General features: G+C 72.4%; 17 protein-coding genes. 6 read left to right on the forward strand and 11 right to left on the reverse strand.

Annotated elements, in window-relative coordinates; translation table 11 throughout:
- Positions 1-76: 76 nt before the first annotated feature.
- From KBZ08_RS06745 to KBZ08_RS06760, 4 genes are read left to right on the forward strand one after another with little or no spacing between them, the layout of a single operon-like run.
- Complete coding sequence (locus tag KBZ08_RS06745) at positions 77-1,093, forward strand: DMT family transporter (protein WP_254972151.1); 1,017 nt, start codon at positions 77-79, stop codon at positions 1,091-1,093.
- On the forward strand, positions 1,090-1,671 hold the full coding sequence (locus KBZ08_RS06750; protein ID WP_254972152.1) for a sigma-70 family RNA polymerase sigma factor: 582 nt from the start codon (positions 1,090-1,092) through the stop codon (positions 1,669-1,671). Before KBZ08_RS06745 ends, KBZ08_RS06750 begins: the two co-directional genes overlap by 4 nt.
- Positions 1,668-2,369, forward strand: a complete 702-nt coding sequence (locus KBZ08_RS06755; RefSeq protein ID WP_106219516.1) for an anti-sigma factor domain-containing protein — start codon at positions 1,668-1,670, stop codon at positions 2,367-2,369. Before KBZ08_RS06750 ends, KBZ08_RS06755 begins: the two co-directional genes overlap by 4 nt.
- Before the next feature lie 3 nt (positions 2,370-2,372).
- Positions 2,373-3,071, forward strand: coding sequence for a cupin domain-containing protein (locus KBZ08_RS06760; RefSeq protein WP_254972153.1), 699 nt, complete (start codon positions 2,373-2,375; stop codon positions 3,069-3,071).
- Positions 3,072-3,091: 20 nt separating this feature from the next.
- Here the strand turns inward: KBZ08_RS06760 and KBZ08_RS06765 are convergent, their stop codons facing one another.
- From KBZ08_RS06765 to KBZ08_RS06795, 7 genes are all read right to left on the reverse strand, one after another.
- Positions 3,092-3,928: a metal ABC transporter permease gene (locus KBZ08_RS06765; protein ID WP_254972154.1), complete on the reverse strand. Its 837-nt coding sequence runs from the start codon at positions 3,926-3,928 to the stop codon at positions 3,092-3,094.
- Between the two features lie 196 nt (positions 3,929-4,124).
- Positions 4,125-4,337, reverse strand: coding sequence for a hypothetical protein (locus KBZ08_RS06770; protein WP_106219513.1), 213 nt, complete (start codon positions 4,335-4,337; stop codon positions 4,125-4,127).
- Between the two features lie 289 nt (positions 4,338-4,626).
- Complete coding sequence (locus KBZ08_RS06775; protein WP_015110192.1) at positions 4,627-4,995, reverse strand: AbrB family transcriptional regulator; 369 nt, start codon at positions 4,993-4,995, stop codon at positions 4,627-4,629.
- A 68-nt stretch (positions 4,996-5,063) separates the two neighbouring features.
- On the reverse strand, positions 5,064-6,296 hold the full coding sequence (locus tag KBZ08_RS16315; protein WP_106219512.1) for a mechanosensitive ion channel family protein: 1,233 nt from the start codon (positions 6,294-6,296) through the stop codon (positions 5,064-5,066).
- Positions 6,293-7,534: an extracellular solute-binding protein gene (locus tag KBZ08_RS06785; RefSeq protein WP_254972155.1), complete on the reverse strand. Its 1,242-nt coding sequence runs from the start codon at positions 7,532-7,534 to the stop codon at positions 6,293-6,295. The genes KBZ08_RS16315 and KBZ08_RS06785 overlap by 4 nt, the downstream gene beginning before the upstream one ends.
- A gap of 75 nt (positions 7,535-7,609) precedes the next feature.
- Complete coding sequence (locus tag KBZ08_RS06790) at positions 7,610-8,479, reverse strand: methyltransferase domain-containing protein (protein WP_254972156.1); 870 nt, start codon at positions 8,477-8,479, stop codon at positions 7,610-7,612.
- Between the two features lie 14 nt (positions 8,480-8,493).
- Positions 8,494-8,748: a hypothetical protein gene (locus KBZ08_RS06795; protein ID WP_015110195.1), complete on the reverse strand. Its 255-nt coding sequence runs from the start codon at positions 8,746-8,748 to the stop codon at positions 8,494-8,496.
- Positions 8,749-8,810: 62 nt separating this feature from the next.
- On the opposite strand from KBZ08_RS06795, the gene KBZ08_RS06800 reads away from it, so the two are divergent.
- Positions 8,811-9,290, forward strand: coding sequence for a protein phosphatase (locus tag KBZ08_RS06800; RefSeq protein WP_254972157.1), 480 nt, complete (start codon positions 8,811-8,813; stop codon positions 9,288-9,290).
- On the opposite strand, the gene KBZ08_RS06805 is transcribed toward KBZ08_RS06800, so the two are convergent.
- Positions 9,205-10,530, reverse strand: coding sequence for a ScyD/ScyE family protein (locus KBZ08_RS06805; RefSeq protein WP_254972158.1), 1,326 nt, complete (start codon positions 10,528-10,530; stop codon positions 9,205-9,207). The genes KBZ08_RS06800 and KBZ08_RS06805 overlap by 86 nt on opposite strands.
- Positions 10,531-10,663: 133 nt before the next feature.
- Between KBZ08_RS06805 and KBZ08_RS06810 the strand changes: the two genes are divergently transcribed.
- Positions 10,664-11,323 (forward strand): 2OG-Fe(II) oxygenase, encoded by a 660-nt coding sequence (locus KBZ08_RS06810; RefSeq protein ID WP_106219507.1) that lies wholly within the window; start codon positions 10,664-10,666, stop codon positions 11,321-11,323.
- Between the two features lie 16 nt (positions 11,324-11,339).
- Here KBZ08_RS06810 and KBZ08_RS06815 read toward each other — a convergent pair whose 3' ends face one another.
- From KBZ08_RS06815 to KBZ08_RS06825, 3 genes are read right to left on the reverse strand one after another with little or no spacing between them, the layout of a single operon-like run.
- Complete coding sequence (locus KBZ08_RS06815) at positions 11,340-12,722, reverse strand: 1-acyl-sn-glycerol-3-phosphate acyltransferase (RefSeq protein WP_254972159.1); 1,383 nt, start codon at positions 12,720-12,722, stop codon at positions 11,340-11,342.
- Between the two features lie 50 nt (positions 12,723-12,772).
- Positions 12,773-13,282, reverse strand: coding sequence for a hypothetical protein (locus tag KBZ08_RS06820; protein ID WP_254972160.1), 510 nt, complete (start codon positions 13,280-13,282; stop codon positions 12,773-12,775).
- Positions 13,279-14,442 (reverse strand): DUF2157 domain-containing protein, encoded by a 1,164-nt coding sequence (locus KBZ08_RS06825; RefSeq protein WP_254972161.1) that lies wholly within the window; start codon positions 14,440-14,442, stop codon positions 13,279-13,281. The genes KBZ08_RS06820 and KBZ08_RS06825 overlap by 4 nt, the downstream gene beginning before the upstream one ends.
- Positions 14,443-14,451 lie beyond the last annotated feature (9 nt).

Genomic DNA, 14,451 nt, shown 5'->3' on the forward strand with positions numbered 1-14,451 from the left:
TAGGGGCCCCGGCCCAGTGCTCCAGGGCCGCCCTCCGGCTGTTCCCTGGTGGCCTGGAGGGAGCCATCCTGAGCCGATGAGGCTCCCAGATCCATCGGACGGGCGACCGCGGCCGATCCCGGGCCTGCTGCCGCTGCTGCTCTACGTGCTGCTGCGGGGCTTGGATGCCACCGTGCTCAAGGGGCTGCAGGACCTCGGGATGGCCCATCCGGTGCAGGGTGAGAACCCGATCAGCTTCTGCAACGTCTTCTTCCTGGCCCAGCTGACGGTGGGGCTGGCGGCCCTGATTCCCGGACGGCGCACCCTGGCCAACGACCTGGCGCAGCTGGAGCCGGCCGATCGGCGCCTGCTGGCCCTGCATGGGGGCCTGGGCCTGTTCCTCGGGCCGGTGGCCTACTACCTCGCCCTGGAGTCCCTGTCGGTGATCAGCCAGACGCTCCTGTTCGCCCTGGTGCTGCCCGTCTCCGCCCTGCTGGCGCGCTGGCTGCTCGGGGAAGCCCTCCCCGCCGGCTTCCGGCTCAGCCTGGGGCTGATCGGCGCCGGCCTGGTGCTGCCCCAGGCGGCCATGGCCATGGGCGGCGGCCGGATGGACGACCTCACCGGCATCATCTGGGCCCTGGTGGGGGTGCTGGCCTTCGCCGGCTCGGCCGTCAGCGGCCGCGCCATCGCCGCCCGCCGCTGGCCGGCGGCCGTGGGTGTGGGGGTGCCCACCCTGCTGAGCGCCCTGGTCTTCGGTGCCATCGCCCTGGTGCTGTTCGGGCCGCAGCATTTCCTGCTGCTGCGGCTCTGGTGGGTGGTGGGGGTGATCGGCGTCTATGCCGTCACCCTCTCCCTGGGCCGGGAGCTGGCCCTGCGCCAGGCCTACCGCCGCTGCAGCGTGGCCGTCGTCTCCCTCTGGAGCTCCCTGGCCCTGGTGGTGGCGGTTCTGAGCGCCGCCCTGCTGCTGGGGGAACCGCTGGGCGTGCCGGTGCTGGCCGGTGCGGCCCTGGTGCTGGGCGGGGTGTTCGTCAGCCGCCGGCCGGGCCCCATCCGATCGCGGCTCTCGCCGGTATCCGAAGCACGGCACCCCCGCCGAGCCCCTCCCCGGTCGTGAACCCCTCCGACGCCGAAGCTCCACCCCGCCGTCCACCGCTGCGGGGCGCCCTCGCGGCGTCTACCGGCGAGGGCGCCGACCTGGCCGCCCTCTACGACAGCTGCAGCGGTCCGGTGTACCGCCTGGCCCTGCGGCTGTGCCGCTCCAGCCAGGAGGCCGAGGACCTCACCCATGACGTCTTCCTGCGCTACTGGCAGCAGGGGCGCTACGACCCCTCCCGGGGGCCGGTGCTGGCCTACCTGCTGCTGTTGACGCGCTCGATGGCCATCAACCGCCTCACCCAGCGCGCCAACCGCTGGCAGCTGGTGCAACGCTGGTCGGAGCACCTGTTTCCAGCGGCCGTGCCCACGCCCCACGACCGTGCCGAGTCCGAGGATCTGGCCGAGAAGGTCCGGGGTGCCCTGGCGGCGATCCCCGCCAACCAGCGCCAGGTGCTGGAGATGGCCTACTACGAAGGGCTGAGCCAGTCGGCGATCGGGGCGCTGCTGGAGCTGCCCCTCGGCACCGTCAAGACCCGCGCCCGCCAGGGCCTGATCCGCCTGCGCGCCCTCCTCCACGACTCGCCCGCCCAGCCATGACACCCGACGCCATCCCCACCCCCGATGCCGCCGGCATCGACGCCCTGCTCGCCGGCCATGCCCTCGGGGATCTGGAGCCAGCCGAGCGGGAGCAGCTGGCGACCCTGCTGCGGCAGCGCCCCGAGCTGCGCCGGCGGCTGGAGGAGTTCAGCACCACCCTGGAGCTGCTGCCCCTGGCCCTGCCGGCCACCGCGGTGCCGCCTCCCGCCCTGCGCCGGCGCCTGCTGGAGCCCCGGCCCCAGCCGGGGCCCTGGCGCCTCTGGCTGGTGCCCTCCCTGCTGGCGGCCGGCCTGCTGGTGCTCGCCGGTGAGCTGCACCAGACCCGCCAGCAGCTGGCGGGTCTGCAGCGCCAGCTGGCCCCGGCACCCCTGGCCGACCCTCGCCTGATGCCGCTGCAGGCCGTCCAGCCCGGCCAGAAGGCGGTCGGTGAGGTGCTGGTCACCGGCAACCGCACCCACAACCTGCTGACCCTCAGCCACCTGCCCCCCCTGCCGCCGCAGCGCACTTACCGCCTCTGGGCCACGGTGGCCGGCAAGACCGTCGGTTGCGTCCACTTCGTGCCCGATGCCCGCGGCCAGGTGGCCATGCCCATCCCCCTCTCCCCCACCAGCCAGGCCAGCGCCGTCAGCGTCAGCATCGAAGGCGACCCCAACGGCCAGGAGCCCAGGGGCCCGATGCTGCTCACCAGCTCCCTCTGAACGATGGCCCCCGCCCCCTTCCCCACCCAGCTCCATGCCGATCGGGACCGCAGGGCGGTCGTCGACAGCGGTGCCCTGCCCTGGCATCCCTCCCCCCTGGCGGGGGTGGAGCGGCGCCTGCTGGAGCGCGACGGCGGCGAGGTCGCCCGGGCCACGTCGATCGTCCGCTACGCCCCCGGCAGCCGCTTCTCCCCCCATGGGCACGGCGGCGGCGAGGAGTTCCTCGTGCTCGAAGGCGTGTTCTCTGATGAGTACGGCGACTACGGCGCCGGCACCTACGTCCGCAACCCGGTCGGCTCCGCCCATGCCCCCTTCAGCGAGGGCGGCTGCACGATCCTGGTGAAGCTGCGCCAGATGGACCCGGCCGACCAGACGCGGGTCGTGATCGACACCGGCTCCTCCACCTTCGTGCCCGGCCTGGTGCCCGGCCTGACCGTGCTGCCCCTGCACGCCTTCGGCCTCGAACACGTGGCCCTGGTGCGCTGGGAGCCCGGTACCTGCTTCCCCCTCCACGCCCACCCGGCGGGCGAGGAGATCTTCGTGCTCGAGGGGGTGTTCGAGGACGAGCAGGGGGCCTACCCGGCCGGCACCTGGCTGCGCAACCCGCCCGGCAGTCGCCATGTGCCCTTCAGCGGCGGCGGTTGCCTGATCTGGGTCAAGACCGGCCACCTCGACCAGGGTCTGGCCGCGCCGCAGGTCTGATCGCCGCCCTTGGGATCGCCTCAGGAGGTCGCCGCCCGGCCCCGCAGCGGGGCCACCGCCAGGGCGACCAGGAAGGCCAGCAGCTGGGCGATCACGACGCAGGGACCGGAGGGCAGCGCGAAGGCGGCCGACACCAGCAGGCCGAGCACGGCCCCGCTGGCCCCCAGTCCGGCGGAGAGGAGCACGTAGGTGCCGAAGCGCCGGCTCACCAGCCGCGAGGCACAGGCGGGGATGACCACGAAGGCGCTGATCAGCAGCACCCCCACGGCCTTGACGGAGATGGCCACCACCACCGCCAGCAGGACCAGGAACAGCAGCCGGTGCAGGGAGACGGCGATGCCCCGGGAGCGGGCGAGCGGTTCATCGAGGGTCAGCAGCACCTGGTCGCGCCGGGTGAGGGTGAGGTAGCCGGCGGTGACGACGAGCAGGACCCCGATCAGGGCCAGGTCGAGCCAGGTGACCCCCAGGATGTCGCCGAACAGGAGCTGCTGGATGCCGCCCTTGTAGACCCGCAGCAGGCTCAGGGCCACCACGGCCATGGCGAGCGACGAGGAATAGACGATGTTCAGCAGGGCATCGGCCGGCAGCTTGCTGCGCTGCACCAGCTGGTTCGTCATCAGGGCGAACAGCACCGCGAAGGGGATCAGCACCAGGGTGGGATCGATGCCCAGCAGCAGGCCCAGGGTGATGCCGAGCAGGGCGGAATGGCCGAGGGCGTCGCTGAAGAAGGAGAGCTGGCGCAGCACGGCGAAGCTGCCCAGCACGCCGCCGAGGGCGCCGCTGAGCAGGCCCCCCAGGAGGGCCCGCTGCATGAAGGGGAGCTGCAGCAGCTCCGCCAGGGTCGAAGTCCCAGCCATCGGCCCAGGGTACCCAGGGCGGCGGGCCGGGCCTCAGGAGAGCGGGTGGGCCAGGGCCAGCTCCAGGGCCTCGACGACCAGGGCCAGGGAGGCCGCCAGCAGGGCCAGGCGGCCGGCACGGCAGAACAGCCGTGAGGTGATGACGAAACCCATCGGGATCATGGGTGAGCTCCGGTGCAGGGCAAAGGGAACGGTCTCAGTGGCTGGGGCGGTGCAGGGGACGCAGATCCGGCAGGGCGACGGAGAAGGCGGGGGAGCCGTGGCGGGTGAGGGGCCAGCGCCGCACCCAGCAGCTGTCGGTCTCCTCGTCGATGCTGATCACCTGGTAGGTGCCGCCCTGGCGGCTGCTCAGCGCCACGAAGCTGCCGGGGTGCAGGGCCGCTGCCGGGTGGGATGGGGGGTGAGGCATGGTTCGAACCACGCAGCAGCCTTCAACGTAACAGAAGGTTGCGGATTGGTTGACGATTCGCCCCGTCGTGTGCATTCCAAAGCACAGGGGTTGTGCCCGGAAACGCGTAGCCCCCCTCGAGCATGACCCGAGGGGGGCTACTTTGCCGAAGCCATGGGAGTTGATCAATCTCCCCGGCCCCGCACCTTTGATCTAGATCGGGCGGGACGGCACCGGCGGGTAGCCGTACATAGCTTCACGGAACTGCTGGGGAGCGGCTGAAACCGGGAACGGCTCAGGCGCGATGGTGTCACTCGTCGTCGTCGGAGCCGCCCACCGGCACGAGCCGGATCGCCTTGCGACCGAGCTTGATTTCGAATTCATCGCCCGGCTCGAGGCCCAGCATCGCGGTGTAGGCCTTGCCCACCAGCAGGTTGCCATTGAACTGGACCTTGGCGGTATAGCCGAGCTTGCGACCGGCCTTGGTGGCAGCCTTGCCGACGCCGTCGCCGAGGTTGATCCCCTTGGCATCGAGAAGGGCTTCGTAGAAGGCCGTGAAGTTCAGCCGCTCGTTGCCGTCCTTCTTGGTGCTCACGTAGCCGCAGCTGCGCACCAGATCGGACTTCGAAGCATCACCCAGCTCTTTCACCTTGGCGAGCAGATCAGCACCTTTGAGCATGATGCAATGGCGGTTGGTATTGCTCGAAATTGTACAACTCGGGCCTGCGATCGCCAGTCGGGCCAGGTTCAGCTTTTCGGTGGACCCTCCACCTGATACTGCACCTGCTGGGGAAAGGGGATCTCGATCTGCCGGTCCCGGAAGGCCCGCCAGATCGCGGCCTGCACTTCGCTGCAGATGGAGACGTTATCCATCGGGTTGGCGATCCAGAAACGCAGGGCATAGTCGATGGAGGAATCGCCGTAACGGAGCAGCAGGCCCTTCGGCGCCGGGGTGGCCAGAATGCGGTTCTGGCCGCGGGCCGTGGCCTCCAGCAGGGCGATCACGTCCTCGGGATCGTGGTGGTACGCCGCGCTCACCAGCACCTGGCTGCGCCGCAGGGTGTCGGTGCCCGTGTAGGTCACGGTGGTGTTGGTGAAGAAGGTCTGGTTCGGGATCACCAGTTCGGCGTTGTCCCGGTCGCGCCAGAGCACCGCCGCCCGCAGGCCGAGGCTGCGCACTTCGCAGGGATCGCCATCGATGAACAGCACCTCGCCCGGCCGCACCGATCCCTCGAACAGCAGCCACAGACCGCTGACGAAGTTGGAGAAGACTTCCTTGATGCCGAAACCCAGGCCCACCGAAAGGCCGCCGGCCACCGCCAGGATCGCGGTGCGGTTGAAGCCCACGTGATCGAGGGCCCAGACGATCCCCACGGCCACCGCGGCATAGCGGATCATCAACGCCAGGGCCCGGCGGCTGCCGTTGCTGATCCCCACGCTGCGCTGCACCAGCCAGGCCACACCCTGGGCCGGCGGCCCGGTGCCCATGGCCAGCACGTAGACGATCAGCACCGCCAGCAGAAAGCTGCCCAGGGTGACCTCGGAACCGAACCATTCACCGATGGGGATGAGGGCCAGATCCTGGGGGTTGTCGAACACCCGGATCACCAGAAGCACGGCCACCAGGAGGTAGGCCGGGCGGATCAGGCGGGTCTCCAGCACCTGCATCTGCTGGGGCTGGATGAACCGGCCCAGCAGCAGACGCACCCCCCCCAGACCCAGCCAGCCCAGGTAGAGGAGCAGGCCCAGCAGCAGCAGGCCGAAGGGCTGGCCGGCCAGGGCCAGGGCCAGGGACAGCAGGCCCAGCAGGCCGGAGATCACCAGCGAGCGCCGGCCGGCCAGGGGAAGGCGGGCGCCCAGCCGCCGCGACAGCACGCCGTGGCCGAAGAACACCAGCAGCAGCAGGATCACCTGCACCCGCACCTCCAGGCGCTGCAGGTAGCCGAACCAGCCGGCGATCTCCATCAGCAGCAGATTCATCGTGCCCTCCCGCCACTCAGGAGCTGCACCAGGCCCTCGAGGGCTGCCGGCTGGCTCAGGTCATCGAACAGGTAGCGGGTGAGCAGGGCCTGCCACCCCTCCCGCTGGTTCCTTGTGCTGGCCTCGATCAGGCGGATCGTCGCCCGATGCAGCGACTGCTGCCGCCCCTCCACCATGGCCGCCACCACCGACGAACTGCGCACCGGCGGCGCCACCTCCCGGTTCACCGGCAGCACGTACTGGTTGCGCTGGATCATGTCCCGCTGGTGCAGGGGGCTGATGGCGAACCGGGCCAGGGCCAGCGCCAGCTGGCGCTGGCCAGGACTGGAGTTGACGCCGAAGGCGATCACCCGCTCCCGCGTGATCGGGCTGGCTTCGCCGAACGGCCCCGACGGCAGGGGGGCGACGCCCAGGTTCCTGCCCAGCCGTGAGCGCAGCCGGGTGATGTTGATGCTGCGGCAGGGAATCCAGTCGAGGACCCCGGCCATCAGCCCCTTGAGCAGTTCCGTCTCGGTGGGGTACACGGTGACGTGCTGCTGCTGGTCGGCCATGCGCAGCCACTCCAGCCAGCCCTGCAGGCCCTGACGGGTCACCGGGGTCGCCGGCTTCCCGGCCAGCAGGTCACTGACGGCATCGATCGCCCCGAGGGGGCCCAGGGTCCAGGCGAGGTTGATCGCATCCAGGGACAGCCCCACCTCCATCCCCTTGGCGCTGAAGGCCAGCAGCTCATCGAGGCTGTCCGGGCTGCGCTGGACGTGGCGCCGATCGAAGCAGGCCACCTGGGGCTGGAGCTCCATCGGCAGGCCGGTCAGGGTGCCGTCCGAGCGCCGCACCCGCACCACCGAACCCACATCGAGCTGGTCCAGCACCGTGTTCGGGAAGGGGACGGTGTTGATGAGCCGCTCCCGGGCCAGCTCCTGGGCCGTGGATTCGTTCACCAGCAGCAGATCGGGACTCAGGCCGGTGCGGTTGCGGACGAGGAGTTCGTTGCGCAGGTTCTCCTCGGGAAAGACCTCCACCTGCAGCCTCACCCTGGGCTGGAGGGTGCGGAAGGTCGTCTGGAGCAGGGTGGTGCGCATCCGGATCTCCTTCTGCAGCTCGGTGTCCAGGGCCTCCTGGCTGACCCCCACCGCGATGTACAGGGTGCCCTCGAGGGGGCGCAGCATCGGCTGCAGGCGCCGGCCCTGACAGCCCCCCATGGCGGCCATCAGCGGGAGGGCCAGGCCCGCGGCGATCATCCCGATGGCGGCCCGCCGCCGGCCTTGGCCGGGCGGGATGGGGGAAGGACGGCGGAGGGGAATCACATGGGGAGGTTAGGGGCCTTCGCCGCGGCGGGCCCGCAGGGACAGGACGGTGGGGCCCACCCAGTAGGCCCCCGGATCCCGGCGCGCCCTGGCCATGGCGTCGGCGGCGGCGGTGGCGTCCTCCTCCGTCCAGCGACCCTGGCGGATCAGCTCCCGCCCGTAGAGGGTCACGAAGTGCTCCAGCCAGCGGGCCCAGGGATCACCGCCCCGCCCCAGCACCGGCAGGGGCACCAGTTCCTCGATCCCGAAGCCCCGCGCCGCCAGCAGCCCGGGCAGGCGCCGGTTGACGTCCGGATCGCCGCCGGCGTCGCGGAAGCTGGCGATGGCGGCGTCGCGGAAGCGGGCGATCGCGGTGCCGTCGGGATGGAGACCGAAGGTGTTCCAGTGGACGTATTCGTGGGCCACGAGGACACCGCCGGGCCGCAGGCTGGTGCTCACCAGATCCAGCAGCGGGTCGAGCCGGGGCAGGAACATGGCCAGCCAGCGGCACCAGGCCAGATCGAAGCCGCCGGTGCCGAGACCGGAAGCGTCCAGGCCCGGCGAGGCTGCGGCCGCAGGATCCCCGAGGTCCACCGCCAGCACCTCCAGCTGGCCCCACCCCTCGCGCGCCGCTGCCGCCCGGGCCGCCGCGACATAGGCCCCACTGCGCTCGAGGGCCAGCACCCGGCCGCCGGGGCCGACGAGGCGGGCCAGATCGCGGGCGCAGAAGCCTGGCCCCGCCCCGAGATCGAGGACCCGCTGGCCCGGCCCCACGCCAGCCCGCTCCCAGGCCGCGATGGCGGCCGGTCGCCAGAGCTCATGCTGCAGCCGCAGCCGCTCCTGCTCCTCCGGTTCGGTCCCCAGGACGTAGGTGTCCGCTGCCGTGTCGCCTGAGGTCATCGCCCGGGGGCCGTTCAGTCCTCGGGGTAGAGCAGTTCGGCGAGTTCGTCGGGATCCACGTCGTAGACGCGGGCCAGGGTGGTCTCGATGGCGCTGGTCACCACGTCCGGCAGGAAGCGCATCGCGTTCAGGGCGTCGTCGGCGATGTCATCGGTGAGGACCTTGTCGCCCCCCAGCTTCTCGTCGTTGATCACGGCCATCACCCAGCTCTGGTAGGCGGTGACGAGATCGGCGAACTCGAGCTCCGGATCGTTCAGATCGAGGGCCATCGGGCGTCTCCAGGGACGGTCGTTGCCCCTGCAGTTTGCCGCCTGGCCGTCAGGATGGCCGGATGGATCAGGAACCCCTGCCATCGGTGGCCTCCCTGCAGGGCACCCTGTTCGACTTCGCCATCGCCGAGCTGGTGCGCCAGCACCGGCAGAGCTTCCCGCCCCTGTGGACGGCGGAGAGCTGGGCCAAGCTGCTCATCTGGCTGGCGCTGAGCTGCGGCTGCTCCGGCGAGCCCCGGGCCCTGGAGGCCTTCGCGGCCGCCCTGGGTCCGGCGCTCACGGCGCGGATGCGGCGGCTGTTCTTCGAGCGGGAGCTCCCCGACCTCAACCTGCGGGTGATGGCCGATCCGGCCGAGCAGCAGGTGCTGCTGCTGCCCCTGGAGGCCGCGCCCGGAGCCGGAGCCCAGGAGCCCATCGCTGTGGAGCGGGTGGCCGCCGCCCTCGAGGCCGTGGGCCTCAGCCCCCTGGTGACGGATGATCGCCTCCGCTGGCAGTCGCTCGAGGCGCTGGTCGCCGTGCCCTGGCGGGACGGGCCGGGTTGAGGCCGCCGCAGCGGCGCCGCAGCCGCCGGGCCTGGGCGAAGGCGACGCCGACACCGAGCAGGGGCAGGGGGCCGGGGGTCGGCACCGGGGTGAGGGCGAGCAGCGCGCCGTTCACCCCGTCGCCATTGTTGGCCACGTAGATCGTGCCGTCGCGGCCGACGGCCAGCCCGGTGGGGCTGACCAGGTCATCGAAGATCGTGCGGACGCTGCCGTCGAGGCCCAGTTTCAGGACGCTGCCCGACGGGGGGCCAAAGAAGTCATTGCTGTACTGGAGCAGGTAGAGCGCATCATCCGGACCGGCGGCGATGTCGATGAGGTTGCTGAAGCCCCCCGCGAACCTGGTCACCGGGTTGGTGAAGTCGTAGCGGAACACATCGGCGCTGCCGGGGGCGAAGGGAAAGCCGGAGAGCTGGGTGATGTACAGCGCCCCGTCGGGGCCGATGGTCATGCCGGTGGGCACGGCCTGGGCCGGGACTTCGGGGAAGGGGAAGGGGAACGGCAGGTGGGAGGTGCTGACGAGTTCCTCCGGGAACACGTTCACCAGCGAGACCTGGTTGGCGGCGTCGGCCTTCACCAGGCTGTTGCCGCCGGAATCAGTGACGTAGGTGTCGTCCCCGCGCACCACCAGGGCGAAGGGATTGCTGTTGAGATCCTGGCCGTCGGGGTTCTGGGTCGCTTCGAAACCGGCGATGTCGGCCAGGGGCGTCAGGCTGCCGGCGGCCAGGTCGATGGCGACCGTCCTGCCGAAGAGGGGGCTGCCGGCGGCGGGAATCAGGGTGGGGTTGGCACCGAAGCCGAAGACCCCGAACAGCTGGCCGGAGCCGTTGAAGGCGAGGTCCTGGATGCCGGTGCCCTCGGGGAACAGGGGGGAGGACTGGACCGCCAGGGACGGGAGGTTGGCGAGGGCCCTGGAATAGACGTTGGTGGAGCGGTCGAACTGACCCACGGCCCCGGTGGTGCCGTAGCAGAGGGTGTTGCCGCTGCCGGCGAGGATGCAGGGGCCGCTGCCGCCCCGGCCCGCCTCGCTGAGCACCAGGTTGCCGTTGGGCGCGATCGTCAGCCCGCGCGGATTCTCCAGCCCCGTCACCAGGGTCCGGGCCCGGTACGGGGCGGCGTCGGCGGGGGCGCCCGCCGCCAGCAGGCCGGCCCCGGCCCAGGCCCCCAGGACCAGGCCCAGAAGCCCCTGGCCCTGCCGCAGCGGGGGTTGGCGGGAGGCGGTGGTCCGCGGCGATGGCAACATCGGCAGGCTGGTCCGGAGGAGGCGTCAGGCGGCACTCTGCCGATCCTGCGGGCCCCGTCAAGACGCCGCCGACACCTGCCGTGGACGGCGAGGCTCCGGTCTAGGTTGCCTGTCCGAGAGGACCCGGGCGCGGATGCGGCTGATCGCCAGCTTCGAGGATCCCGGCTATCTGGCCCTGGCCGATGCGGCGATGGCCTTCTTCGACCGCCGCACCGACCTGCAGCGCCGCGGCGTCGCCTTCGGCTTCGGCGCCGAGGAGGGCGACGGCGATCCCGGTGCGGTGGGGACGGCGGCTCCCGGCAAGGTCTCCACCGACATCAGCCTGGTGTGGATCGACCGCTCCGATCCGGAGGCCCAGGGCCTGGCGGACGTGATCATGCGCGGCGTCTCCGTCGGCCTGAAGCGTTACCTGGCCGAACGCCCCCTGTTCCTCTCCTGCTGCCCGGAGCGCTCCCTGTTCGTCAACCCGATCTTCAACCTGCAGCGCTACGCGCCGGGGGAGGGTTTCCACAGCTGGCACTGCGACTGGAACACCAGCGACGAGGCCACCGAGCCGATCCGGCGTGTCCTGGCCTGGATCCTCTACCTCAACACCGTCCCCGACGGCGGCACCGAATTCCACTGGCAGGACCACCACGAGGAGGCCGTCAAGGGCAAGCTGGCGATCTTCCCCGCCGGCCTCTCCCACCTGCACCGGGGCCGCGTCAGCCAGACCCACACCAAGACCATCGCCACCGGCTGGATCAATGCCGGCAGCCTCGACGCCTACGTGGCGCGCCTCGCCGCCGGCTGAGGCCCCGGTCCGGTGGTCAGTCCAGGGGCGAGGGCACGATCAGCCCCTCCAGGCGCTGCTGCAGCTCCTCGGTGAGGGCCTGCACCGCCCGGCGCCGATCCCGGCGGTAGTCGGCCAGGCGCCCATCCACCCCGATCGGCCGGTCGATGCTGATCCGCACTTTCCGCTGCCCCAGCCGGGGGCGCTGGTTGGCGGTCTGGCCCTGGATCCGGCACTGGGTGTCCCAGAGCAGCAGCAGGGTGTCGGCGAAGCGCTCCTGGCTCGGCCGCTCCCGCACATAGCTGCCGCTCACGGCGACGAAGGACTCCACCACACGCATGTGCCACAGCTGGGCCCCGGTCTCCTCCGCCAGCCGGTCGGCCAGGGCCCGGGCCAGGGGGCTGGGGGGCTCGGCGTCGGGGGGCCGGGCGGGGTAGAGCCGATCCCAGCCGGCCTGCTCCAGGCGCCGGCAGCGGTCGGTGAGGCTGCCGCAGGGCTGCATCCCGAAGGACTGCTCCACCCGCCGCAGGGCCAGATCCATGAGTCGCTGCAGCCGGGGGCCGAAGCCGGGGGCGGACTCCGGGTCGGCGCTGTCTGCGGCGGGAGCGCACGCCTCGGGCAGGGCCAGGTGCACCTTTTCGCGGTAGAAGGCCTCCATCTGCTCGAGCATCCGCTCCCCGAGGCGCACCAGCCGCCCATGCAGCCGGGAGGGGTCAAGGTCGTGGCCGGGATCGGGGACCAGGCCTGCCCCCTCCTCCAGGCGGCAGAGCAGGGCCTCGATCGGCCCCCAGACCGGCTCGATGAAGCTGTACTGCAGACCGATCGGCAGCAGATCCATCCGTTCATGGCGTCCGGCCTCGGCCAGGTCGGCGGCCGTCCAGAAGGCGAGCTGGGCGGTGCCGGGCTCCAGGGGGCTGAGGCGTTCGTTGTGGCCGTTGGTGGCCCCCTCCGGCGCCAGGGCGAAGGGGTGGGGTCCCTCCAGCAGCAGCTTCCGGGCCGTGCGCAGGGCGGGCAGATCCAGCTTGCTGCGCTGGATCGAGGCGCCCCCCAGGTGGGTGAACAGCCACCCCATGGTCGGCCCGGCCCAGAGGGGGATGCCGCGGTCGAACAGGAACTGGCCGGTGGGGGCCGGATCGAAGCGCAGGCCCTGCCGTCGGCCGGCCCGGGCCAGCTCCACCCACAGCAGCCGGGCCATGCTCAGGGGATCGTCGAGGCTCGGGTGGCGGAAGGCGAGCAGCAACCGGCTCTCCCCGGCCTGGAAGGAGCGCATCGCCTCCACCAGCGTGGCCATGCCCTCCACCTCCACCGCCGCGATCCGGCAGCGCCACCGCAGCCAGAGCGGCAGCACCAGCCGGCCCAGCGCCAGCACCCGACCATCCAGGCGGGGGGGCAGGAACTCCAGCGGCGGGGCGGTGGCCATCGGCGGACGTTAGGCGGGCTGCCGGGGCCGGGCTGTGTCCACGGCCAGCTTCAGCGCAGCTCCAGGGGGGTGATCGGCCCGTCGCCCCGCCGTACCCCCAGCCGGATCGGCCGCGGCGGACCCTGGGCCGGCAGGGTCACCTCCACCCAGAGCTGCTCGCCGGCCGGGCGACGGGAGGGATCCGCCACCCCGGGCGGGATGAAGTAGGCGACCGACGGCCCCAGGCGCCAGCCTTCGCCCTGCGGTGTCGCCGGCAGGCTCTTGGAGCGGGGGGTGGCGGGTCCGGCCAGCTCGGCCCGCACCCGGTCGGCCTCGCTGCGCAGCACCAGCCGCTCCCCCGACCAGGGCCTGGCCTGGCCGCCCGGCACCTCGGGGGCCGGTACCAGCAGGGCCAGGTTCACGTAGCGCCCCCGGATCGGCAGGTGGGGATCCACCGGCTCGCTCAGGATCCAGCCCCGGGGCCGGGTGGCCCGATCCAGCAGCAGCTGGCCTGCCAGGCTCAGCAGCAGCCCGCCCTGCAGCAGGGCCAGCAGCAGGCCGCGCGCCGGCCCGGGGATCATGGGGTCCCCCGGCCAACGGCGCGGGCCACGAGCCGGCGGCGCAGCAGCTCCAGGCCCCAGCCGCCGCCGAGGAACAGCACCCCCAGGCCGATCAGGCTGGCGGAGCGGCCGAGGCTGTCCATCACCTGGGACACGTAGAAGGCCAGCACGTCGATGGCGATCAGGGCGGCGCCGAGGTTGACCCGCTCGGAGCGGCCCTCCATCACGCCCCAGGCCACCAGCAGCAGGCCGCCGACGGCCCACCACAGATAGGGGAACACCCCGGCGTCCTGGTGGGTGGACCAGGCCAGCGCCACCCCGGGGAGCAGCCAGCCGATCGCCACCGCCAGAGGCCAGGCGCGCCGGCCCCGCAGGCGCAGGCCCAGCAGCAGCGGTGCCCCCAGGGCGACCGCCCAGCCGACGGCCGCCAGGGGCAGGGGCAGGGGGGCGGAGGTGGGGCCCCCGTGGCTGAACAGCTGCCAGAGCAGGCCCGTCGGCAGCAGGCCCAGCCCGCCGAGCCAGAGCAGCACCCGCCGCGGCGCCGGGACGGCGCCCGCCCCCGCCGGCGCCGCCAGATAACAGAGGCTGAGCAGCAGCAGGCCCGCCGCCGGGGCCAGCACGACCGTCGGATCCCCGGATCCCCGCTGCAGTCCCTCGGTGGCGGCATCGACGGCCCGCTGCCATTCAGCGACCAGCCAGGCCGGCCCCAGCAGGGCCAGCAGCGCCAGCTGGGGCCACTGGCGCAGCAGGGCCCAGCCCAGGCCCGCGCCGATGGCCCAGAGCAGCAGCCCCAGGGGCCAGTGGGCCTCGAGGTGGAACAGCTGGCCCGCCAGGAACAGGCCCGCCCCCAGCGTCACCGTGCCCACGCCGTGCAGGCTCACCGCCAGGGGCGGGAAGCGGTTCTCGAGGGCGGCGCCGCCCCCGTGCAGACCCACCACCAGGGCCAGCAGCAGCCCGAAGCGCTGCCCGGGCCCGAGGGCCTGCCAGTGGGTGGAGACGAACAGCAGCAGTCCGGCGGCCACCAGCACGCCCCCGAGGGCGACGGCCACCAGCACCGGCACCCGCAGCCGGCGGCGACCCGGCTGGGCCCTCTCCCAGGCCAGGATCGCTTCGGCGCCGGCGGGGTCGATCAGGCCCGCCTGCCGCCAGCGCTCCAGCCGTGATTCCCAGCCGTCTGCCATGGGAGGAGG

This window comes from Cyanobium sp. Candia 9D4, from assembly GCF_024346155.1.
Taxonomy (GTDB): Bacteria; Cyanobacteriota; Cyanobacteriia; order PCC-6307; family Cyanobiaceae; genus Cyanobium; species Cyanobium minutissimum.